General features: G+C 66.0%; 23 protein-coding genes. 13 read left to right on the top strand and 10 right to left on the bottom strand.

What is annotated here, in order from left to right; translation table 11 throughout:
- Positions 1 to 35: 35 nt before the first annotated feature.
- Together U858_RS0109075 and U858_RS0109070 are read left to right on the top strand one after the other, a co-directional pair.
- Positions 36 to 350, top strand: a complete 315-nt coding sequence (locus U858_RS0109075; protein WP_232786518.1) for a hypothetical protein — start codon at positions 36 to 38, stop codon at positions 348 to 350.
- A 2-nt stretch (positions 351 to 352) separates the two neighbouring features.
- Complete coding sequence (locus tag U858_RS0109070; protein ID WP_025136851.1) at positions 353 to 967, top strand: DUF2946 family protein; 615 nt, start codon at positions 353 to 355, stop codon at positions 965 to 967.
- Positions 968 to 1002: 35 nt separating this feature from the next.
- Here U858_RS0109070 and U858_RS0109065 read toward each other — a convergent pair whose 3' ends face one another.
- Both U858_RS0109065 and U858_RS0109060 read right to left on the bottom strand, forming a co-directional pair.
- Complete coding sequence (locus U858_RS0109065) at positions 1003 to 1455, bottom strand: nuclear transport factor 2 family protein (RefSeq protein ID WP_025136850.1); 453 nt, start codon at positions 1453 to 1455, stop codon at positions 1003 to 1005.
- A 102-nt stretch (positions 1456 to 1557) separates the two neighbouring features.
- Positions 1558 to 1959 (bottom strand): DoxX family protein, encoded by a 402-nt coding sequence (locus U858_RS0109060; protein ID WP_025136849.1) that lies wholly within the window; start codon positions 1957 to 1959, stop codon positions 1558 to 1560.
- 134 nt (positions 1960 to 2093) lie between these two features.
- Between U858_RS0109060 and U858_RS0109055 the strand changes: the two genes are divergently transcribed.
- From U858_RS0109055 to U858_RS0109035, 5 genes are all read left to right on the top strand, one after another.
- The gene (locus U858_RS0109055; RefSeq protein WP_025136848.1) at positions 2094 to 3026 is read left to right on the top strand and encodes a LysR family transcriptional regulator; all 933 of its coding nucleotides are present in this window, start codon (positions 2094 to 2096) and stop codon (positions 3024 to 3026) included.
- Positions 3027 to 3036: 10 nt separating this feature from the next.
- On the top strand, positions 3037 to 3618 hold the full coding sequence (locus U858_RS0109050) for an NUDIX hydrolase (RefSeq protein ID WP_006393199.1): 582 nt from the start codon (positions 3037 to 3039) through the stop codon (positions 3616 to 3618).
- The gene (gene aat, locus U858_RS0109045; RefSeq protein WP_025136847.1) at positions 3615 to 4397 is read left to right on the top strand and encodes a leucyl/phenylalanyl-tRNA--protein transferase; all 783 of its coding nucleotides are present in this window, start codon (positions 3615 to 3617) and stop codon (positions 4395 to 4397) included. The genes U858_RS0109050 and aat overlap by 4 nt, the downstream gene beginning before the upstream one ends.
- Before the next feature lie 78 nt (positions 4398 to 4475).
- Entirely contained in the window at positions 4476 to 5231 is a 756-nt protein-coding gene (locus U858_RS0109040; RefSeq protein WP_025136846.1) for an arginyltransferase, read from the top strand.
- 52 nt (positions 5232 to 5283) lie between these two features.
- Complete coding sequence (locus tag U858_RS0109035; RefSeq protein WP_025136845.1) at positions 5284 to 6327, top strand: quinone-dependent dihydroorotate dehydrogenase; 1044 nt, start codon at positions 5284 to 5286, stop codon at positions 6325 to 6327.
- A 121-nt stretch (positions 6328 to 6448) separates the two neighbouring features.
- On the opposite strand, the gene phaP is transcribed toward U858_RS0109035, so the two are convergent.
- Positions 6449 to 7027 (bottom strand): TIGR01841 family phasin, encoded by a 579-nt coding sequence (phaP, locus tag U858_RS0109030; protein ID WP_006393195.1) that lies wholly within the window; start codon positions 7025 to 7027, stop codon positions 6449 to 6451.
- 383 nt (positions 7028 to 7410) lie between these two features.
- Between phaP and U858_RS0109025 the strand changes: the two genes are divergently transcribed.
- Positions 7411 to 8388: a tripartite tricarboxylate transporter substrate binding protein BugD gene (locus U858_RS0109025; protein ID WP_025136844.1), complete on the top strand. Its 978-nt coding sequence runs from the start codon at positions 7411 to 7413 to the stop codon at positions 8386 to 8388.
- 123 nt (positions 8389 to 8511) lie between these two features.
- Here the strand turns inward: U858_RS0109025 and U858_RS0109020 are convergent, their stop codons facing one another.
- The 3 genes from U858_RS0109020 to U858_RS0109010 all read right to left on the bottom strand — a co-directional run bounded on the left by U858_RS0109020 (position 8512) and on the right by U858_RS0109010 (position 11198).
- Positions 8512 to 9375 carry an IclR family transcriptional regulator gene (locus U858_RS0109020; RefSeq protein WP_025136843.1) on the bottom strand — a complete coding sequence of 288 codons (864 nt, stop codon included), beginning with the start codon at positions 9373 to 9375 and terminating at the stop codon, positions 8512 to 8514.
- 160 nt (positions 9376 to 9535) lie between these two features.
- Complete coding sequence (locus U858_RS0109015; RefSeq protein WP_025136842.1) at positions 9536 to 10348, bottom strand: molybdopterin-binding protein; 813 nt, start codon at positions 10346 to 10348, stop codon at positions 9536 to 9538.
- 46 nt (positions 10349 to 10394) lie between these two features.
- On the bottom strand, positions 10395 to 11198 hold the full coding sequence (locus U858_RS0109010; protein WP_025136841.1) for an EI24 domain-containing protein: 804 nt from the start codon (positions 11196 to 11198) through the stop codon (positions 10395 to 10397).
- Positions 11199 to 11261: 63 nt separating this feature from the next.
- On the opposite strand from U858_RS0109010, the gene U858_RS0109005 reads away from it, so the two are divergent.
- Positions 11262 to 11645, top strand: coding sequence for a thioredoxin family protein (locus U858_RS0109005; RefSeq protein WP_025136840.1), 384 nt, complete (start codon positions 11262 to 11264; stop codon positions 11643 to 11645).
- 92 nt (positions 11646 to 11737) lie between these two features.
- Here U858_RS0109005 and U858_RS0109000 read toward each other — a convergent pair whose 3' ends face one another.
- From U858_RS0109000 to U858_RS0108990, 3 genes are all read right to left on the bottom strand, one after another.
- Positions 11738 to 13240 carry a DEAD/DEAH box helicase gene (locus U858_RS0109000; protein ID WP_025136839.1) on the bottom strand — a complete coding sequence of 501 codons (1503 nt, stop codon included), beginning with the start codon at positions 13238 to 13240 and terminating at the stop codon, positions 11738 to 11740.
- Between the two features lie 381 nt (positions 13241 to 13621).
- Entirely contained in the window at positions 13622 to 13957 is a 336-nt protein-coding gene (locus U858_RS0108995) for an AzlD domain-containing protein (protein WP_025136838.1), read from the bottom strand.
- Entirely contained in the window at positions 13954 to 14703 is a 750-nt protein-coding gene (locus U858_RS0108990; RefSeq protein WP_025136837.1) for an AzlC family ABC transporter permease, read from the bottom strand. Before U858_RS0108990 ends, U858_RS0108995 begins: the two co-directional genes overlap by 4 nt.
- 183 nt (positions 14704 to 14886) lie before the next feature.
- Here U858_RS0108990 and U858_RS0108985 point away from each other — a divergent pair, with 183 nt between their 5' ends.
- From U858_RS0108985 to U858_RS0108970, 4 genes are all read left to right on the top strand, one after another.
- Positions 14887 to 15807, top strand: coding sequence for a branched-chain amino acid transaminase (locus U858_RS0108985; RefSeq protein WP_025136836.1), 921 nt, complete (start codon positions 14887 to 14889; stop codon positions 15805 to 15807).
- Positions 15808 to 15884: 77 nt separating this feature from the next.
- Positions 15885 to 16103 carry a zinc-finger domain-containing protein gene (locus U858_RS0108980; RefSeq protein ID WP_025136835.1) on the top strand — a complete coding sequence of 73 codons (219 nt, stop codon included), beginning with the start codon at positions 15885 to 15887 and terminating at the stop codon, positions 16101 to 16103.
- A gap of 35 nt (positions 16104 to 16138) precedes the next feature.
- Positions 16139 to 16561 (top strand): nuclear transport factor 2 family protein, encoded by a 423-nt coding sequence (locus U858_RS0108975; RefSeq protein ID WP_025136834.1) that lies wholly within the window; start codon positions 16139 to 16141, stop codon positions 16559 to 16561.
- A gap of 14 nt (positions 16562 to 16575) precedes the next feature.
- On the top strand, positions 16576 to 17676 hold the full coding sequence (locus tag U858_RS0108970) for a YheT family hydrolase (protein ID WP_025136833.1): 1101 nt from the start codon (positions 16576 to 16578) through the stop codon (positions 17674 to 17676).
- Between the two features lie 41 nt (positions 17677 to 17717).
- On the opposite strand, the gene U858_RS0108965 is transcribed toward U858_RS0108970, so the two are convergent.
- Positions 17718 to 19241, bottom strand: coding sequence for a M48 family metalloprotease (locus U858_RS0108965; protein ID WP_025136832.1), 1524 nt, complete (start codon positions 19239 to 19241; stop codon positions 17718 to 17720).
- Positions 19242 to 19276 lie beyond the last annotated feature (35 nt).

The raw sequence follows: 19276 nt of genomic DNA, 5'->3' as shown, positions 1-19276 counted from the left end.
ACGACGAAGCCATGCCCCACAATCAGAAAAAACCTATGCTGCGACGCGCCCCCTCCACCCTGCTGGCGCTGTCGGCCGCGACGTTGATGACGCTGGCGCCCCTGGCGGCCGAGGCGGATTCCGATCGTCACCACCACCGCCATAAGCATGGCCGCGGCGAGTATAAAGAGAAGTACTGGGACGGCGCCTGTGAGGTCGAGCGCAAATGGAAGCGCAATGGCGATTACCGCGAAAAGCGCAAGTGCCGCGACGACTACCGTTACGGCTACGGCGCGCCGCAACCGGTCGTGGTGCCGATGCCCGCCCCCGCCATCGTCATCAACCCGCCGCCCATCATCATCCGCCCCTGACCATGGACCCTTCGGTGAAAGACGCCATCGCCCGCTGGCCCGACGTGCCTGCGGTGTTCGGCTGGCTGTCGCTGGACGCGCGCGGACGCTGGCGCCTGCATCCGCAAGGCCAGGCCGCGCAAGGCGGTCCGGGCGAGTCCATCACCAATGCGCAGATCCTGGGCTTCATCAACCGCAACTACGAACACGACGAGGCCGGCCGCTGGTTTTTCCAGAACGGCCCGCAGCGCGTGTACTTGCGGCTGGATGCGGCGCCGTACGTGTTCCGATTGAGCGATGACAGCCGCACACTGGTGACACACACCGATGCCGCAGTGGATACCGTCAGCGGCTGGTGGCTGGACGACAGCGGCCAGCTCTATGCCATGACCCCGCTGGGGCCGGGCATCGTGCTGGACCGCGACCTGCCTGCGCTGCTGGACCGGCTGGCGACGCCAGACGGCGCGCCGCTGCTGGACGCGCTGGATTCCGGGCAAGCCCTCAGCGTCACGCTGCCGCACGCCTATCCCGCCGCGCCGCTGCGCCAGATCGCTCAGCGCGATCTGGCCGCCACGTTGGGCTTTCAAGCAAACCCCATCGACCAGGCCGCGCCAGGCGAGCCGGAGCGCGGCGAATAAGGCACGCGCCGCGACGCCTCTCGCGGCGAGCCGCTTCAGAACATGCCGTTGGTGTTGGCCGATTGCTCGGGAATCGGCTGGACCGCATCCCAGTGCTCGACGATCTTGCCTTTTTCCAGACGGAAGATGTCGATGATGGCGTTGCCGCGCGAGCCGGGCTCACGCACCGCGTGCACGTGCAGGATCACGTAGTCGCCGTCGGTGAAGACGCGCTTGATCTCGCTTTTGGACTGCGGGTACTTATCGCGCAGGAAGGCGACGAATTTGCGAAAGCCTTCGGGGCCGTCGGCCGCGTTGGGGTTGTGCTGCACATAGCGGTCGCCCACGTATTTCAAGGCGGCATCCGCGTCTTTCTGGTTCAAGCCCTTTTCGTAGAAGGCCAGCACGGCCTCTTTGTTGGCGGCTTCCTGCTCGGGCGAAGCGTAGGCCACGGGTGACAAAGCGGCGGCAATCAGGACAGCGCCAAAGGCGCGCTTCATGAACGTCATGGAATCTCCAGATAAAAAATACCGGGGCGGCCGGACCATTCTAGGGGCCGGCCGCCCCGGGGGCGACGTCCAATCCGGTAGACAGACTGATGCGCGAGACGATCAGCCGCGGCCGCTCTTGACCAACGCGAACTTGCCATCGCCCAGCAGCGCCAGCACGGCGGCTGCGACCGACAGAAAGATCGGGTATTCCCAACCGCCGTTCGGGTTGCTGAAGCCCCAGCCATTGCCGAAGTGGACGGTGGACGCCACGAACAGCTGGACAGTGGCGATGACGGCGATCCAGCGCGGCACCACGCCCAGGATCAACAGGATGCCGGCGCCGATTTCAAAGAAGGTCACCGGATAGGCCAGCCAGCCGGCAAAGCCGATCTTGGCAAAGAACTGCGCGGTGCCCGGCAGGGTGAACACCAGCAGCTTGGTCAGGCCATGGGCCAGGAACATCACGCCCAGCGCGATGCGGAGCAAAAGCGCGGCATAAGGCGCGGTACGGGTATCGATCATTGCACTCTCCGTGAGCGAATCGCCCAGGACGGGAAGATTCTTCATGGCCGCTATTCTTGCGATTCCAAAAACAAAGATAAACATGCAAAATCGCAACTTATTGTTCCCCGATTGGTAACAATACCGGACACGCCATGGACACTCACACCGCGATGCAGACCTACGCCCGGGTCGTCGAACTGGGCTCTTTCGCGGCCGCCGCGGACAAGATGGGCCAGGCCCGTTCCGTGGTCACGCGCCAGATCGCCTACCTGGAAGAAAAGTATGGCGTGCGGCTGCTGAACCGCACCACCCGCAAGCTCAGCATGACCGACGCGGGCCGCGCCTTCTATGAGCGGGTACGGCCGATACTGGCGGAAGTGGCCGACCTGGAACTGTCGCTGCAGGCCGAAGGCCAGGCGCCCAGCGGCCGCTTGCGAGTCAGCGCGCCGGTGTCGTTCGGCATCCTGCACCTGGGCCCGGCCATCGCCGAATACCTGCTGCGCTACCCGAACGTGGTGATCGACCTGGACCTGAACGACCGCGTGGTGGACCTGGTCGAAGATGGCTACGACGTGGCGGTGCGCATCGGACCGCTGCAGGATTCATCGCTGGTGGCGCGGCCGTTGGCTGCGCAGCACCTGCTGGTGTGCGCGGCGCCCGCCTACCTGGAACGCCACGGCGTGCCGCAGACGCCCGACGACCTGAAGCAGCACCGCTGCCTGCACTATGCCTATGCCAGCACGGGCAACGAATGGCATTTCGAGAAAGACGGCATCACCCACCTGGTGCGGGTCAATGCCGCCTTGCGGGCAAACAACGGCGACGTGCTGCGCACCGCCGCGCTGGCCGGGCACGGGGTGATCCTGCAGCCCGAGTTCCTGGTGGGCGACGATGTGCGTGCGGGCCGGCTGGTGGCGCTGCTGCAGGATTACGGCCACACTCCGATCTCCATGTATGCCGTGTACCCGCACCGGCGCTTCCTGTCGCCCAAGGTGCGCTCGTTCGTCGAGCACCTGGAAGAGCGCTTCGGCAGCCGGACCCCGGCGCCCCCGGCCCGGCGCGCCAGCCGGCGCCGCAGCCGGTAGAATCGACCCCATGACCGCCAAATCGCCCCTCGAATACTTCCCCGCGCCCCGCCGTGCGAATTTCTGCAGCCAATGCGGCTCGCCCGTGAACCGCCGGGTGCCCGAGGGCGACAACCGCGAACGCGACATCTGTGACCACTGCGGCGCCATCCATTACCAGAACCCCCGCCTGGTGGTGGGCACGGTGCCGGTGCTGGACAACCGCGTGCTGCTGTGCCGCCGCGCCATCGAGCCGCGCTACAACACCTGGACGCTGCCGGCCGGCTTCATGGAGCTGGGCGAAAGCACGGCACAGGGTGCCGGCCGCGAAACGCTGGAAGAATCCGGCGCGCGCATCCGGCTGGGCGAGATCTACACCATCATCGACGTCCCGCAGATCGAGCAGGTGCACGTCTTCTACCTGGCCGAGGTGCTGGGCCCCGAGCTGGATCCCGGCCCGGAAAGCCTGGAAGCCCGCTTCTACGACGAGGCCGACATTCCCTGGGACGACCTGGCGTTTCGCACCGTGGCCACCACGTTGCAGCGCTATTTCGAGGACCGCAAGCGCGGCACGTTCGGCCCTCACCACTACACCCTCGAATCGCACCGTTGAAGCTGCCCTGGCTTGCTGCAGACACGCCGTTTCCGCCGGCCGAATTCGCGCTGACGGATCCGGACGGCCTGCTCGCCGCCGGCGCCGACCTGACCACCGACCGGCTGATCCAGGCCTATTCCAACGGCATCTTCCCCTGGTACTCCGAAGGCGAGCCCATTCTGTGGTGGAGCCCGAATCCGCGCATGGTGCTGGCCTGCAAGGACTTCGCCCCTTCGCATTCGCTGCGCAAGCTGCTGCGCCAGGTCGCCAGCCAGGAAATCGCCCCGACCCCGCGCATCGAAGTACGGGTCGACACGGCGTTTACCGACGTGATGGCGGCATGCGCCGCGCCGCGTGACGGCCAGCCGGGCACCTGGATCACCGGCGCCATGCGCCAGGCCTATCGCGCCTGGCACGACGCCGGTTATGTCCACAGCATCGAGACCTGGATCGACGGCGAATTGGCCGGCGGCCTGTATGGCATCAGCCTGGGCCGCATGTTCTTCGGCGAATCGATGTTCACGCGCGTGCCCAATGCGTCAAAGATCGCGCTGGCCTACCTGGTGCGCTATGTGACGGCCCAGGGCGTGCAATGGATCGATTGCCAGCAGCAGACCCGCCACCTGGCCAGCCTGGGCGCCAAGCCCGTGCCGCGTTCGCGCTTCCTGGCGCATGTGCGCGCCGCGACCGCCGGGCCCGCCATCCGCTGGACGCCCGGCCGCCTGGACAGTGCCGGCCGGCTGATCCCCCTGGCGCGCCCGGGCGCGGCCCCGGACTATCCCGCAGCCGGCGCCTGAGGCCACATGGGTCTGCGGGTTAAGCGTTAATATGTACCCATCCCGTCACGGACTTGGCGCCGCACGCCGGGACCCCAGATGAGCCAGCTTAAAGAATTACCCTTCTCCACGCTGCAGTTCTACGCGACCGCTCCCTACCCTTGCAGCTACCTGCCAGGACGCCAGGCACGGTCGCAGGTGGCCGCGCCCGGCCACCTGATCAACGCCGGCACGTATTCCCAACTGGTGGAACAGGGCTTTCGCCGCAGCGGCCTGTTCACCTACCGCCCGCATTGCGACAATTGCCACGCCTGTGTGCCGGTGCGGGTCGACACCGCCGGCTTCGCCCCCAACCGCAGCCAGCGGCGCGCCTGGCGCGATCACCGCAACCTGCAATCGTTCGTGGCGGAACTGGCCTGGTCGCCTGAACACTATCGGCTGTACACGCGCTACCAGCAGGGCCGCCACCCGGGCGGCGGCATGGACGAAGACAGCCGCACCCAGTACGCGCAGTTCCTGCTGACCAGCCGCGTCAATACGCGCCTGGTCGAATTCCGCGACCCGGGCGGCATCCTCATGATGGTGTCCATCATCGACGTGCTGGATGACGGCCTGTCATCGGTCTACACCTTCTACGACCCCGACGTGCCGGGCAGCCTGGGCACCTACAGCATCCTGTGGCAGATCGAACAATGCCGCACGCTGAACCTGCCATGGCTGTACCTGGGCTACTGGATCGAAGACAGCCGCAAGATGTCGTACAAGGCCAGCTTCCACCCGGCCCAGTACCTGATCGACGGCAACTGGCGCGAAGCCCCTACGCCCGCCGCGCCGCCGCCCGCCGATCCGGCCTGACCCCGGCCGAGTGGCGCCAGGGGCGGCCAAAGACGCTTTACAATCCCGCTCCATGTCGATCCTCTTCCACGCCTATCCCCTGGCCCGCCCGGCGCTGTTCGCCATGGACGCGGAAACCGCCCACGAAGTCACCCTGTCGGGACTGCAACGGGCCTACGATTGCGGCGCCACGCGCAAGCTGCTGCACGCGCAGCCCAAGGCGCCCTGCACCCTGATGGGCATGCAGCTGGCCAACCCGATCGGCCTGGCCGCCGGGCTGGACAAGAACGGCGCGTATATCGACGCGCTGGGCAATCTGGGATTCGGCTTCGTGGAAGTGGGCACGGTGACCCCGCGCGCGCAACCCGGCAATCCCAAGCCGCGCATGTTCCGGCTGCCGCGCGCCAATGCGCTGATCAACCGCCTGGGCTTCAACAACCAGGGCCTGGACGCCTTCCTGGCCAATGTGCAGCGCAGCCAGTGGCGCAAGCAAGGCGGCATCCTGGGGCTGAACATCGGCAAGAACGCCGACACCCCGATCGAACGCGCGGCGGACGACTACCTGATCGGCCTGACGGGCGTGTACCCGCATGCCGACTACGTAACGGTGAACATCTCGTCGCCCAACACCAAGAACCTGCGCGCGCTGCAAGGCGGCGACGAGCTGTCGGCCCTGCTGGCGTTGCTGGCGGACAAGCGCCGGGCGCTGGAAGACCAGCACCAGCGCCGCGTGCCGATGGCCGTGAAGATCGCTCCCGACCTGACGACCGAGCAGATCGACGCCATCGCCGATGCCCTGCCGCGCCACGGTATCGACGGCGTGATCGCCACCAACACGACGCTGTCGCGCGAGGCTGTCACGGGCATGGCGCATGCCGACGAGGCCGGCGGTCTGTCGGGCGCACCGGTGCATGAATTGTCGTTGGCAGTGATCCGCCGCCTGAAGGAACGCCTGGGCGACAGCCTGGCGATCATCGGGGTGGGCGGGGTGCTGTCGGGCCGCCAGGCCCAAGAGAAAATGCAGGCCGGCGCCGATGCGGTGCAACTGTATACGGGCCTGATCTACCGCGGCCCCGCCCTGGTGGGCGAATGCGTGCGCGCGGTCGCGCGCCCCTGAGCGCAAGCCAAAACGCAGGCAAAAAAAGAGGCCACCCGAAGGGTGGCCCTAATTCCAGCTCTGCTCTGTCACTCAACAGTACTACATAACTGCGATTTGCGCAGCACTGCGCGCCAAATACTTAGGCGCTGCGGCGGCTGCGGCTGGCAACCTTGGTGGCGGCGTCGGCGGCATCCGTCGCAGCCTTGAAGGTCGCATTCGCGGCGGCATTCAGGTTGGACTCGGCGACTTCGGCGGCCTGCTTGGCGGCCTTGGTCAGCGAATCGTAGGCGCTGTTGGCGGTGGCCAACGACGACTTGATCAGGGCAACGGCGCTTTCCGAACCCGTGGGGGCGTTCTTGGAGAACTGCTCGACGGCGTCGGTCAGTTGCTGTTGGCCTTCGGCGATCTGTTCTTCGGTCAGCTTGACCAGGTTGCCTTGCACGCCGGCAACGATGTCATACACGTGCTTGGTGTACGCCAGGGCCTTTTCGGCGCCCGGTTGCAGCAGGCCGGAGGCGAACGCCGCGGCTTCTTGCGGGTCCTTCACTTCGGCGGCTTGTTGCGACTTCTGGGCGACTTCGTCCAGGGTGGCGCGCACGACCTTCAGGTTCAGCTCGACCAGCTTTTCGAAACCGGCGAACACAGCCGACTGGGCGGCCACGAAGGTGTTGATGCTGGCTTTTTGACGGTCCAGGACTTGTTGCGGGATAGCGCTCATAGAATTGCTCCTTTTAGGGGTAGCCGGAGGCTTTCCGGCAGGTAAGGATGGTGTCTGCGACGAAATTAACAACGTGCGCGGAAACTGGTACTACAAGCTACCGCCGGCCCGTTTGATGCACTGCACAATTCACATTCTACGGGCCAAAAAAAACCTGTCAAGCAATATTGGTGCAACGCAACAACTATTTGCACTTTAACAGTGCACGCCCCTGCGCGCGTTTGATCCCGCGCAAGGATTTCCCATGATTCGGGAAATACCGGACATGACGGCGTATCAATTCTTTTCTACACTGCTTGCACGCTGATGACAGACAAACACAAACGATAAGTCAGCGATCAAAAACACATCGCAGCAAGCAAAACCCTGCAATCGGAGACTTCATGACCTTCATCCCCCGCACGCTTTCGGCCCTGCTCGCGGCCAGCGCCATGCTCGCGGCCGGCGCCGCCCACGCGGAATTCCCGGAACGCCCCATCAACATGGTGGTGCCTTTCGCCGCTGGCGGTCCGACGGACAACGTTGCGCGTTCGCTGGCAGAAGCCATGCGTCACTCCTTGGGCCAGACCGTCGTGGTCGAAAACAAGGGCGGTGCGGGCGGCACCATCGGCACGACGCAAGTGGCACGGGCTCAGCCGGACGGTTATTCCGTACTGCTGATGCACGCCGGCTTCTCGACCGCGCCGTCCCTGTACAAGAATCCGGGGTATGACCCCTACAAGAGCTTCGAGCCTATCGGCCTGGTGGTCGATGTGCCCATGACCATCATTGCGCGTTCGGACTTCCCGCCCAACACCATCCAGGAACTGGCCGAGTACGTCAAAAAGAACAAGGACAAGGTTTCGCTCGCCAACGCCGGCATCGGCGCGGCCAGCCACCTGTGCGGCACCATGCTGGTCGAAGCCCTGGGCGTGCAACTCCTGACCATTCCCTACAAGGGCACGGCGCCGGCCATGAACGACCTGCTGGGCAAGCAGGTGGACCTGCTGTGCGACCAGACCACCAACACCACGCAGCAGATCGACAGCGGCAAGGTCAAGGCCTACGCCGTCACCAGCCTGCAACGCGTGCCGACCCTGCCGAAGCTGCCGACCATGGACGAGTCCGGCTTCAAGGGCTTCGAAGTCGGTATCTGGCATGGCATGTGGGTGCCGAAGGGCACGCCCAAGCCGGTGGTGGACAAGCTCATCAAGAGCCTGCAGGCTGGCCTGGCGGATCCGAAGTTCCAGGAACGCATGAAGCAGCTGGGCGCCACGGTGCTGACCGCCGAAGCCAATCCCCAGTCGCTGGACGCCAAGGTGAAGCAGCAGGTGCCGCAGTGGGCCGAGCTGTTCAAGAAAGCCGGCGTCGAGCAGCAATAACGCGGGTGCGCCTGCCGGACACGTCCGCCACGGCGGGCGTGTTTGCACGGCGCCCCGTCCGGCTTGCACCGGCATTGAAAAAGCCCCTTGCGGGGCTTTTTTTCGTTCCGTAGCAAGCGCCGGTCAGGAGCGCATGGCTTCGGCCGCCAGGCCCAGGCCGCTGAAGCCGCTGGAAACGGAAGGCTCGTAGCCCAGCGCTTCGGAAATGCTGGCGGCGGTATCCACCAGGGCCTTGATCCAGTCGTCCTGCAGCCGTTCGGCGGGAGCCGAGATCGACAGGCCCGCCACCAGCTTGCCCGTGTCGTCGAAGATGCCGGCGGCGATGCAGCGCACGCCCAGTTCCAGCTCTTCGTTGTCGCGCGCATAGCCGTGGCGCCGCACCAGCGCCAGCTCGCGTTCGAGGCGATCGAGATCGGTCAGGCTGTTGCGGGTGTGACCGGCCAGGCCCGTACGCAGGGCATAGGCGCGTACCTGGCGGGTGTCGCCGGTGGACAGGAACAGTTTGCCGGTAGACGTGAGATGCAGCGGTGCGCGTCCGCCGATGGCCCGCACCACCTGCATGCCGGAGCGCTCGCTCCAGGCGCGGTCGATATAGACGATTTCGTCGCCCTGCTGCACCGACAGGTTGATGGTCTGGCCGGTCAGCTTGTGCAGCGAACGCATGGCCGAAATGGCGGCCTCGCGCACATTGAGCCGCCCCTTGACCAGCGAGCCCAGTTCCAGCAGCCGCATGCCAAGCTGGTACAGGCCGTTGTCCACCCGTTCGACGTAGCGGCCGACGACCAGGTCGTTCAGGATGCGGTGCGCGGTCGAGGCATGCAGCCCCGTGGTCGCGGACAGTTCCTTGAGCGTGACGGGTTCGGGCTGCGCGGCCAGCGCATCGAGCAGGCGCATGGCGCGCTCGATGACCTGGATGGCGATGGGATGGGACGACGCGCCATCGGCCTCGGCGTCCAGGGCATTGCGGGTGGTGGGAAGACGGGACATAGGAAGGGAAAGGGGCTCGTGCGGCGCCACCGAAAGAGACCAGTCTTGCGGCAACGCAGCAAACAGTTCTTTCCCGTATTGTGAAATTTGCGGGAAGATTTGGCAACCGCTTTTTTATCGATCAAAACGGGGACATGCCCCGTTTTGATCCCGCCGAACCCTAATTGGCGGGAGGCGCCAGCTTGCCGCCCAGCCGCAGCACTTCGCCCCGCAGGAACTCCAATGCCTCGGCGGCGGCCCCCGGTTCGCCCTTGACGCCCAGGTCGATGTGCGGGGTGCCACCGGCTTCGCCGACGCTGGGCAGGCTGAAGGCGCGCACGCCCGGCCAGCGGGTTTCGACCGTTTGCATGGCCGGGGTGATGCGCGATTCGGGCATGCTGAACACCAGGAAGGAATGCTCGGCGTGCTGGCGCACATGCTGCAATGCACGATAGCGCGTATCGAGCGTCCATTCGAGCATCGGCCAGGCCATCACCGGAAACCCCGGCACGAACGTGTGGTCGCGGATGAAGAAGCCCGGGATACGGTTGTAGGGGTTGGGAACGATCTCGCAACCCTGTGGAAAGACGCCCATCTGCAGGCGCTGCTGGTTTTCGGGGGCGCTCATGTCGGCCGTGCCCTGCCCCTTGGCCGCCATCTCGGCGGTGCGCAGGGCGATGGCCTGCTCGGCCTCGGGATGCAGCGCCAGCGGCAGATCCAGCGCCGCGGCCGCCGCCTGGCGGGTGTGGTCGTCGGGCGTGCCGCCGATGCCGCCGCACGAGAACACCACGTCGCCCGTGGCAAAGCTGCGCCGGTAGGCGGCCACCAGCGTATCGCGCTCGTCGGGCAGGAATTCCGCCCAGCTCAGTTGCATGCCGCGCGCGGCAAGCAGTTCGACGACCTTGGAGAAATGCTTGTCCTGGCGGCGGCCCGACAGGATTTCGTCGCCGACGATGATGAGGCCGATGCGGCGGGAGGCAGATTCTGCAGCCATGTCCGGTTCCAGATTGAGGCGGTTGAATGAGGGAAAGGCAGGAGCGTCAGTCGACGTCGATCGTGCGTTCCTGGCGCAGGCGCTGTACGGCGTCCAGCCCGTAGTGCGCATAGACCAGCGCCGAAAACACCGGCAGGATGATCCAGGCGGGCGGCAGCAGGTTCAGAAGCGAGCAGATCAGGCCGATGATCCAGAAGCCGCCGTTGTTGCGCTTGAGGATGATCTTGCGTTCGGCGGGACTGGCGTGTTCCACGATGGCGTCCAGGCGCATCATGCGCGAGAACGCAAAGGCCCACCAGAACACCGACAGCACCACGGCCATGGGCGGCACCAGCCACAGGGGCAACGTGAGCAGCCAGCCAGCGGCGAATGCCGCCGACACCCAGACTGCGTTCCAGACGCTGACGGCAGTGGAAAACTTGCCCTGCCGCCCCAGGCCGGCGTATTCGCGCTGGCCGACATGGCGCAACACCAGCGGCATGACGAACACGGCCGCGATGGCCAGGCCCAGGATGCCGGACACCGGCAGCAGGATGGCGGCCGCGATCACCGGGATCAGGTAGATCTTGAGCGAAAACAGCCCCATCGCCACGAGCCATTCGTCGGTGCGGTTGACGAAGTCCCAGTGCGAAGCCTCGACACGCAGCCAGTCGGTCAGGGGCGTCCAGAACAGCCAGAGCAAGAGGAAGGCGCCGACCAGCGCAATCAGGAAAGGCAGCAGCACCGCGAACAGCATCGACGGGTGGCATTGGGAGACCAGCGCGCGCTTGAAGGCCTGCGCGACGCTGCCCGCGGGTCCGGCAAAACGGCCGGCGCCGGGGGCTTGGGAATCAGTGCGCAAGGCGGTCATGGCATGGCAAATATAAGGTGGGCATCCCGGGTATGATAGTCAAACACGCTTGCCTTCGCTCGTATGACACTCCTGGTACCTGGTTCCGATCTGACCGCCCTGCGCGCCCAACTGGCGGCCTCGCCGCAGTCGTGGCTGATTGCCTGTTTCTGCGCCGCCTGGTGCGACACCTGCGGCGAATACCGGCCCAAGCTGCGCACGCTTTCCGGCACCCTGCGCCAGCATGTATTCGCCTGGATCGACATCGAAGACCACGCCGAATTGCTGGGCGAAGTCGACGTCGAAAATTTCCCTACCCTGATGGTCCAGATCCAGGGGCGCGTGGTGTTTTATGGCCCCATGCTGCCGCATATCGGCCACCTGGAACGCCTGCTGGAAAGCCTGAACGAAGACAGCCCGGCAGTGACATCGGACCTGCCCGACCTGCCCCGGCTGCTCGCGGCCTGATTCGTCAGCGAACGACCTGCAAACAAAAAGCGCCCGGCCAGGGCGCTTTCTCTTTGCGGCATCGGGCGCATACCGGATGCGCCCCGTCTATTTCACTTTCGGCTACCGCCCAGCAACACGGCGATCTGGCGCTTGGGCGCGGACGAATTGCCATTTTGGCGCGGGGCCTGCTCTTGCGCCGGGGCCGGCGCGGCCGAGGGTTCGTAGGGCTTGAGGAAGAAATCGTCCACGGGCTGGCGCGACGAACTGGAACCATAGCCGCCGCCCGAACGGCGATCCGACGAACGGCCACGCTCGCGGCCGCCTTCGCGGCTGTCACGGCCTTCACGACCTTCACGACCTTCACGCGACGAAGCACCGCGTTCGCGGTCTTCACCGCGGCCGTGGCTGCGGGCCACCAGGTCGGCCGGCACATCCAGCGTGCCACGCGGCACTTCGCGCTTGATCAGCTTTTCGATGTCGAGCAGGAACCGTTCTTCGTCGGGTGTGAACAGGGCAATGGCTTCACCCGAGGCGCCCGCGCGGCCGGTACGGCCGATGCGGTGCACGTAGTCTTCGGCGTTGTACGGCAGGTCGTAGTTGATGACGCAAGGCACGCCGGCCACGTCCAGGCCGCGAGCGGCCACGTCGGTGGCGACCAGGACTTCGAGTTCGCCGGCCTTGAAGGCTTCCAGCGCCTTCATGCGGTCGGCCTGGGTCTTGTCGCCGTGGATGGATTCGGCCTTGACGCCGTCGCGTTCGAGTTCGCGGGCCAGGCGCGCCGTGCCGATCTTGGTGTTCGAGAACACGATGACCTGCTTCAGGCCGCGCGACTTCACCAGGTGCACCACCGCGGCGCGCTTCTTGTCGCCCGCCATCTTGTAGGCGATCTGCGTGATGGTGGTGGCCGTGGCGTTGCGCGCCGCGACTTCGATTTCAACGGGGTGGTTCAGGTACGAACGGCCGAGCTTGCGGATTTCGTTGCTGAACGTGGCCGAGAACAACAGGCCTTGGCGCTGCGCGGGCAGCAGGCGGATGATGCGTTCCAGGTCGGGCAGAAAGCCCATGTCGAGCATGCGGTCGGCTTCGTCCAGCACCAGGATGCCGACCTGGCTGAGGTTCACGTTCTTCTGTTCGACGTGATCGAGCAGGCGGCCCGGCGTGGCGACCAGCACTTCGCAACCGCGGCGCAGCGCTTCTTTTTGCGGACCGATGTCGACACCGCCGAACACCACGGCCGAACGCAGGGGCGTCTGCTTGCTGTAGCGCTTGACGCTTTCGTAGACCTGGTCCGCCAATTCGCGCGTGGGCGTGAGGATCAGTGCGCGCACCGGGTGCCGCGCGGGCGAGGCGCTGGTGTTGGCCAGCGGCATCAGGCGATGCAGGATGGGCAACGTGAACGCGGCGGTCTTGCCGGTGCCGGTCTGGGCGGCGCCCATGACGTCGCGCCCTTCGACCACGACGGGAATGGCTTGCGCCTGGATCGGGGTGGGCGTGGTGTAGCCGGTTTCGGCGATGGATTGCAACAGCAGGGGATGCAGCCCGAAGTCGGAGAACGTGGGCGTAGGCGCGGGCGCTGCGGCGGTGGGTGCTGCGGATTGAGTGGATTCAGTCATCAGGGTTTGGCAGATACCGGGACCAGTGAAAAAGAACAAAACGAGAGTGCTGCGAGCACTGCACATGCATACGCATCAGGACAACCGGAACGCGCGCCACGCTCGCGCGGCCACGTGCAAACCACCCTGACGCGCGGGCGCGTCGCGGGCAATCTGCACCCTGCCTTGCAGGCCAGGTGGCGCATTCTGGTTTCGATACTTATGAGGGGCAGTACCAGGCCCGGATTGCTGTGGATAAGTTGATTTTAGCGCAGCCGGCCTACCACACGCGCAAGCGCGTGTCAGGAAGGCCCCCCGAACGGTCCGCCAGCCCGCCCAGGCAGCCCTGGCGCGTGCCGGACGTGTCCACCTGGTGGACATTCACTGTGCAATTGGCGGCCGTCAGCCTGCCAGCCAGCGCAGCCCCCACAGGACCACCATACCGACCACGATGACCAGCACCGCGCTGCGGGTGCGCAGGAACACCAGGATGGCCACGATACCGGCCACCAGCTTGTAGTCGAAAATCGGACCCAGCCCGGCCTTCCAGGGCAGCAGGTCCGGCACCACGATGGCGGTCAGCGCGGCGGCCGGCGCATAGCGCAAGGCCCGGCGTACGCCGTCGGGCAAAGGAATGTAGTCGCCAAACAGCATGAAGCCGGCGCGCGTCAGCACGCTGCACAGCGCCAGCAGCAGAATGGCGGAATAGACGTAGATCTCGGACGGCCAGAGAGTCATGCGCGCGCCTTGAAGAAGCGTTCGGCCCACATCCCGGCCACGACGCCGGCAATGACCGCCGCCGCCAGGCCCAGGCGTAGCGGCAGCACCTGGCCGGTCCAGGCAACCACGCCGGCCGCCAGCATCGACACCAGCATGGGCTTGGAATTGGCCAGCGGCACCGTGATGGCCAACAGGGCCAGCACCGCCGCGAAATCCAGCGACCAGCCGGCCGGCACCATGGTGCCCAGGTAGATGCCGACAATGGACGAGGACTGCCAGACGAGCCAGCCGGGGGCGATGGCGCCGATGAAATACCAGAGCTGCTCGCGGGTGCCGCGTTCGGCCGCATCCCCAAAACGAGGCATGAACAGCACGAAACCCATGTCCGTGGTGAAGTACCCCAGCCCCAGGCGCTTGGGCCAGGACAGGTGGCGGAAATAGGGTTGCAACGCCGCGCCGAAGATCAGGAAGCGCAGGTTCACCACGCAGCCCGCGGCGAAGATCAGCCACAGCGGCGCGCCGGTGGCGATCAGGGGCAAGGACGTGAGCTGGGCCGAGCCGGCATACAGCAGCAGGGTCATGGCCAGCGCCATGGATTCGGTCAGGCCCGACTTGACCATGGCCACGCCGGTCACCAGGCCCCAGGTCGCGGTGGCGATCAGGGCCGGCACGATGGCGTGCACCCCGGCCCGGAACGCGGCGACGCGCTCCTGGCGGACCACCCGCGGGTCTTCGGTTTCGGGAAACGCGGACTCAGAGGACAACGGCAGGCCCCTGGGTATTCGGACAGGACGACATGGGAACTCTATGGAAGGAAACTCACGACAACCTGCTCGCCCGCCGGGGCCGCGGCGGCCCGAAGGCACCACGCCGGTGCGCGAATAGGGGCCTATTGTAACCTCGCCGCTTGATACAATACGGCCCTCACATTGAGAGGGGAGCAGACCATGTCGATGGCTGACCGCGATGGCTTCATCTGGTATGACGGCAAACTCGTGCCCTGGCGCGACGCGACCACGCACGTCCTGACACACTCCCTGCACTACGGCCTGTCGGTCTTCGAAGGCGTGCGCGCCTACCATGCCGAGATCGGCACGGCGATCTTCCGCCTCGAAGACCACACCAACCGGCTTTTCAATTCGGCGCACATCTACCAGATCCCGATGCCCTTCGATCGCGACACGATCAACGAGGCCCAGCGGATGGTGGTGCGCGAAAACAAGCTCGAATCCGCCTACCTGCGCCCGCTGGTGTTCTACGGCCCCGAAAAAATGGGCGTATCGCCCAAGGGCGCCAAGGTGCACGTGGCGATCGCCGCGTGGCCCTGGGGCGCCTACCTGGGCGAAGAAGCCCTGTCCCAGGGCATCCGGGTCAAGGTGTCGTCGTTCGCCCGCCAGCACGTCAACGTGACGATGCCGCGCGCCAAGGTGGCCACCACCTACGCCAACTCGATCCTGGCCAATACCGAAGCCCTGCAGGACGGCTACGACGAAGCCCTGCTGCTGGACACCGAAGGCTTCGTGGCCGAAGGCTCCGGCGAGAACCTGTTCATCGTCAAGGACGGGGTGCTCTGCGAGCCCGAGATCGCCTCGGCCCTGACCGGCATCACCCGCTCGACCATCCACGCGCTGGCCGCCGACTTCGGCTTGCGCATTGTTACCAAACGCCTGACGCGCGACGACGTCTACATTGCCGACGAGGCGTTCTTCACCGGCACCGCTGCCGAAGTCACGCCGATCCGCGAGGTCGACAACCGCCAGATCGGCTCGGGCCGGCGCGGTCCCATCACCGAGAAGCTCCAGAAAGCGTTTTTTGACATGGTGAATGGCCGCAACCCGAAGTACCATCACTGGCTGAGCAAAGTCTGATTCGCGCCGCCCTGCCCGCCAGGGCGGCATTACTGCCCCAACCTACCGATCACCGGTATTTTTATTCAGGAAATTCCATGACCGCTGCTGCCCCGGCCGCCGTCCCGCACCCCCACGAAGTCATCGAAGTCGGCGCCGAAGACCTGCCCGTCTTCTGTCCGGGTCCCAAGGCCCCGCTGTGGAGCATGCACCCGCGCGTCTTCCTGGACGTCGCCCGTAGCGGCTCGGCGCGGTGTGCCTACTGTGGCGCGGAATACCGGCTCAAGCCCGGCACCGTGCTGCACGGCCACCACTGAGCCTTCGCCGCAACCGCCAAACCATTCCCGCCATCATGTTCGCCACGCCCGAAGAAGCAGAACACGCGTTCTACGAAGCCCTTGAGCAGGGGGACACCGTCCGCCTGATGCAAGTGTGGGCGGACGACGAGGAAGTCGTCTGCATCCATCCGGGGGGCCTGCGCATCGTCGGCCACTCGGCGGTGCAGGAATCCTGGCAACACGTGCTGGCCAACGGCCCCCTGCACATCCGCCCGCTGCGTCCGCTGGTCATGCTGAGCATGATGTGCGCGGTGCACGTGCTGGTCGAGCAGGTGGCCGTGCGCACGCGGGAAGGCACGCAGTTCGCCAACTGCTACGCCACCAACATCTACCACAAGGGTCCCACCGGCTGGCGCATGGTCATGCACCATGCCTCGTCGGCGCCCACGGAAGCCGGGGTGCTCGATTTGCACGACGTACCCGACATGCTGCACTGAGGCGGGTGGATTTGTTGGCTGCTGCTCGTTTCGATTCAACGCCCTGCCCTGTTCCCTCCTGGCTGCCCGGAGGCGATGCCCAGACGGTCTACGCCGCGCTGTTCGCGCAGTACCACCGTATTGCCTTCGTGCGCGACCGCGTTGAAACGCCCGACACCGATTTCGTCGATTTCGACTGGACCGGCCCCGGCCTGTTCCCGCACAAGGCCGCCGATGGCGCGCCGGTAAGCGGCCAGTTGCCCGTGGCCAACGGCAAGACCGCCGCTGCCCGCTGGATGACCGACGCCGACTGGAAATCCCTGCCGCAAACGGCCGACACCCCGGCCCTGCTGCTGTTCCACGGTCTGGAAGGCGGCAGCAACAGCCGCTACGCGCAGTCCATCGCGCATCACTTTCGCGCACGCGGCTGGATTGTCGTCATCGCGCACTTTCGCGGCTGCTCCGGCGTGCCCAACCGGCTGGCGCGGGCCTATTACTCCGGCGACTCCGCCGAAGTCGGCTTCCTGCTCAAGACGGTGCGCGACCGCATTCCGCACGCGCGCTGGCACGCCGTGGGCGTGTCGCTGGGCGGCAATGCGCTGCTGAAATACCTGGGTGAGCACCACGAAGACACCGCCTGGCTGACCGCCTGCGCGGGCGTCTCGGTGCCGCTGGATCTGGTGGCCTGCGGCAAGACGCTGTCCACCGGGTTCTTCAACCGCAAGGTGTACACGGGCCATTTCCTCAAGACGCTCAAGCACAAGGTGCTGGAAAAGGCCCATCGCTACCCGGGCGCCATCGACGTCATGCGCATTGCCCATGCGCGCGACCTGCGTGATTTCGATGACGCCTACACCGCGCCGATGCACGGGTTCCGCAATGCGCTGGATTACTGGACGCGCGCGTCCAGCAAGCCGTGGCTGCCGCAGATTTCCGTGCCGACGCTGGTGCTCAATGCGCTGAACGATCCGTTCATTCCGGCCAGCGCCCTGCCCAAGCCGGACGAATGCTCGTCCAGCATCCTGCTGCATCAGCCCACCGATGGCGGCCATGCCGGCTTTCCGACGGGCGCATTCCCCGCGCACCTGGGCTGGCTGCCGCAGCGGCTGGGACGCTTCTTCGAGACCGGGCTGTAAGGCCACAGGCGCCGGCGCCATGCCGGCACCGCGCGCCCCGATCAACCCGACTTGAAACGTTCCAGCAGCTGGCGTTCTTCAGCCAGCTTGTCTTTCACTTCCTTGATCTGCACGTCGATCTGCGACTGCTCGTAGAAGTCGGTCGACATGCCGCGCGCCTGCTGCAGCTGTGACTCGGCCGCGGCGAACGCGCCGGTCATGACGTAGTAGCGGGCCAGGTCGCGGCGCGCCTGCACCGGCTTGCCCGTGCGCTCTTCGCTTTGCGCCAGCATCTGATAGAGGCTGGGCTCGTCCGAGCCCCACTGCTTGATCTTGGCGCGCAGGTAGTCCTGCGCCTCGGCATGGCGGCCATTGCTTTGCAAAGCCGTGGCATAGGCCAGCCCCAGCGCCCGCTGCTCGGGCCAGCGCCGGGTGGCGGTCTGGGCCAGGTCCTGAGCGCGCCGGTAATCCTTGCGGGCCAGGGCGATGTCGACGGCCAGCTTGGCCATCTGGGGCGAATCGCGGCCATCGGCCGAGGCCTGCCCCAGGAAGCGCTCGGCGTCGTCCAGACTGTTGCGCTGGAAGGCCTGCAACGACAGCCCGTAGTAGGCGGCCGAACGGCGCACGCCGGACAGGGCCTGGGCCTCGTCCTGCAATTGCTGGGTCGCCGAGCGCAGGCTGACCGCGTCACGCCCCTGCACCACGCGCATCTTGGCGCGCACGTACCAGAAGTCGTCGCTGTCGACATGGCGCGACGGCGGCAGCGAGCGCACGCGGTTCTGCACATCGGACATACGCTCGATGGACAGCGGGTGGGTGCTGGCCCACGAGCCGCCGCCCGCGCCTTCGTTCAGTCGCGAGGCGTTCATCAGGCGCGAGAACATCTGCGCCATGCCCTGGGCATCGAAGCCGGCCTTGGTCAGCATGGTGAAGCCGGCCCGGTCGGCCTCGCGTTCGGCATCGCGTGAAAAACCCAGCTGGCGGTTGATGGCCGCAGCCTGGCCGAAGGCGGCCACGCCCATGGCCAGGTTGCCCCCGCCGCCGGCCAGCGCGGCCAGCAGCGCGCCGGCCAGGCTGGCCAGCATGACCATGCTGTTCTGGCTCTGCTGCGTCATGCCGCGGGCGATGTGCCGCTGCACCACGTGGCCAATTTCGTGCGCCAGCACCGCCGCCAGTTCGGATTCGCTGCCCGAAGACACGATCAGCCCGGTATTGACGCCGATGAAGCCGCCCGGCATCGCGAACGCGTTGATCTCGGGATCACGCACGCCGAACATTTCGACGTCGGGCACCGCCCCCGGCGAAAAGGACGCCAGCTTGCGCCCCATGCTGGTGAGGTACTGGCTGAGTTCGGGGTCGTCGATGTAGGTGGGATCGCGCCGACCTTGCGACATGATGGCTTCGCCCAAGCTGCGCTCGAGCATGGGCGATAGATCCGCGGCGGACGCGGCGCCCATGGTGGGCAGGCCCACGGGCTGGGCCCAGGCGGCCACCGGCAAGGTGGGCGCGACCAGGGCGAGGCAGATTCCGGCGATCGCGCCCCGTTGCGCAATCGAGCAAATGGATGGCATTTTCCTGCGGTTCATATGCCTATGATAGCGATGCGCTTAAAATGTTTCAT

Origin of the sequence: Achromobacter sp. DH1f, from assembly GCF_000633435.1 — a bacterium.
In the GTDB taxonomy this organism is placed as follows: domain Bacteria; phylum Pseudomonadota; class Gammaproteobacteria; order Burkholderiales; family Burkholderiaceae_B; genus Achromobacter; species Achromobacter deleyi.
Note: the sequence above shows the minus strand (reverse complement) of the source record. Positions and strands in the feature narration are given on the sequence as shown.

Excerpts from the sequence above, each read along its gene's own strand:
- U858_RS0109075 (WP_232786518.1), top strand. The coding sequence starts at position 36 with ATGCTGCGACGCGCCCCCTCCACCCTGCTGGCGCTGTCGGCCGCGACG.
- U858_RS0109070 (WP_025136851.1), top strand. The coding sequence starts at position 353 with ATGGACCCTTCGGTGAAAGACGCCATCGCCCGCTGGCCCGACGTGCCT.
- U858_RS0109065 (WP_025136850.1), bottom strand. The coding sequence starts at position 1,455 with ATGACGTTCATGAAGCGCGCCTTTGGCGCTGTCCTGATTGCCGCCGCT.
- U858_RS0109060 (WP_025136849.1), bottom strand. The coding sequence starts at position 1,959 with ATGATCGATACCCGTACCGCGCCTTATGCCGCGCTTTTGCTCCGCATC.
- U858_RS0109055 (WP_025136848.1), top strand. The coding sequence starts at position 2,094 with ATGGACACTCACACCGCGATGCAGACCTACGCCCGGGTCGTCGAACTG.
- U858_RS0109050 (WP_006393199.1), top strand. The coding sequence starts at position 3,037 with ATGACCGCCAAATCGCCCCTCGAATACTTCCCCGCGCCCCGCCGTGCG.
- U858_RS0109040 (WP_025136846.1), top strand. The coding sequence starts at position 4,476 with ATGAGCCAGCTTAAAGAATTACCCTTCTCCACGCTGCAGTTCTACGCG.
- U858_RS0109035 (WP_025136845.1), top strand. The coding sequence starts at position 5,284 with ATGTCGATCCTCTTCCACGCCTATCCCCTGGCCCGCCCGGCGCTGTTC.
- phaP (WP_006393195.1), bottom strand. The coding sequence starts at position 7,027 with ATGAGCGCTATCCCGCAACAAGTCCTGGACCGTCAAAAAGCCAGCATC.
- U858_RS0109025 (WP_025136844.1), top strand. The coding sequence starts at position 7,411 with ATGACCTTCATCCCCCGCACGCTTTCGGCCCTGCTCGCGGCCAGCGCC.
- U858_RS0109020 (WP_025136843.1), bottom strand. The coding sequence starts at position 9,375 with ATGTCCCGTCTTCCCACCACCCGCAATGCCCTGGACGCCGAGGCCGAT.
- U858_RS0109015 (WP_025136842.1), bottom strand. The coding sequence starts at position 10,348 with ATGGCTGCAGAATCTGCCTCCCGCCGCATCGGCCTCATCATCGTCGGC.
- U858_RS0109010 (WP_025136841.1), bottom strand. The coding sequence starts at position 11,198 with ATGACCGCCTTGCGCACTGATTCCCAAGCCCCCGGCGCCGGCCGTTTT.
- U858_RS0109005 (WP_025136840.1), top strand. The coding sequence starts at position 11,262 with ATGACACTCCTGGTACCTGGTTCCGATCTGACCGCCCTGCGCGCCCAA.
- U858_RS0109000 (WP_025136839.1), bottom strand. The coding sequence starts at position 13,240 with ATGACTGAATCCACTCAATCCGCAGCACCCACCGCCGCAGCGCCCGCG.
- U858_RS0108995 (WP_025136838.1), bottom strand. The coding sequence starts at position 13,957 with ATGACTCTCTGGCCGTCCGAGATCTACGTCTATTCCGCCATTCTGCTG.
- U858_RS0108985 (WP_025136836.1), top strand. The coding sequence starts at position 14,887 with ATGTCGATGGCTGACCGCGATGGCTTCATCTGGTATGACGGCAAACTC.
- U858_RS0108980 (WP_025136835.1), top strand. The coding sequence starts at position 15,885 with ATGACCGCTGCTGCCCCGGCCGCCGTCCCGCACCCCCACGAAGTCATC.
- U858_RS0108975 (WP_025136834.1), top strand. The coding sequence starts at position 16,139 with ATGTTCGCCACGCCCGAAGAAGCAGAACACGCGTTCTACGAAGCCCTT.
- U858_RS0108965 (WP_025136832.1), bottom strand. The coding sequence starts at position 19,241 with ATGAACCGCAGGAAAATGCCATCCATTTGCTCGATTGCGCAACGGGGC.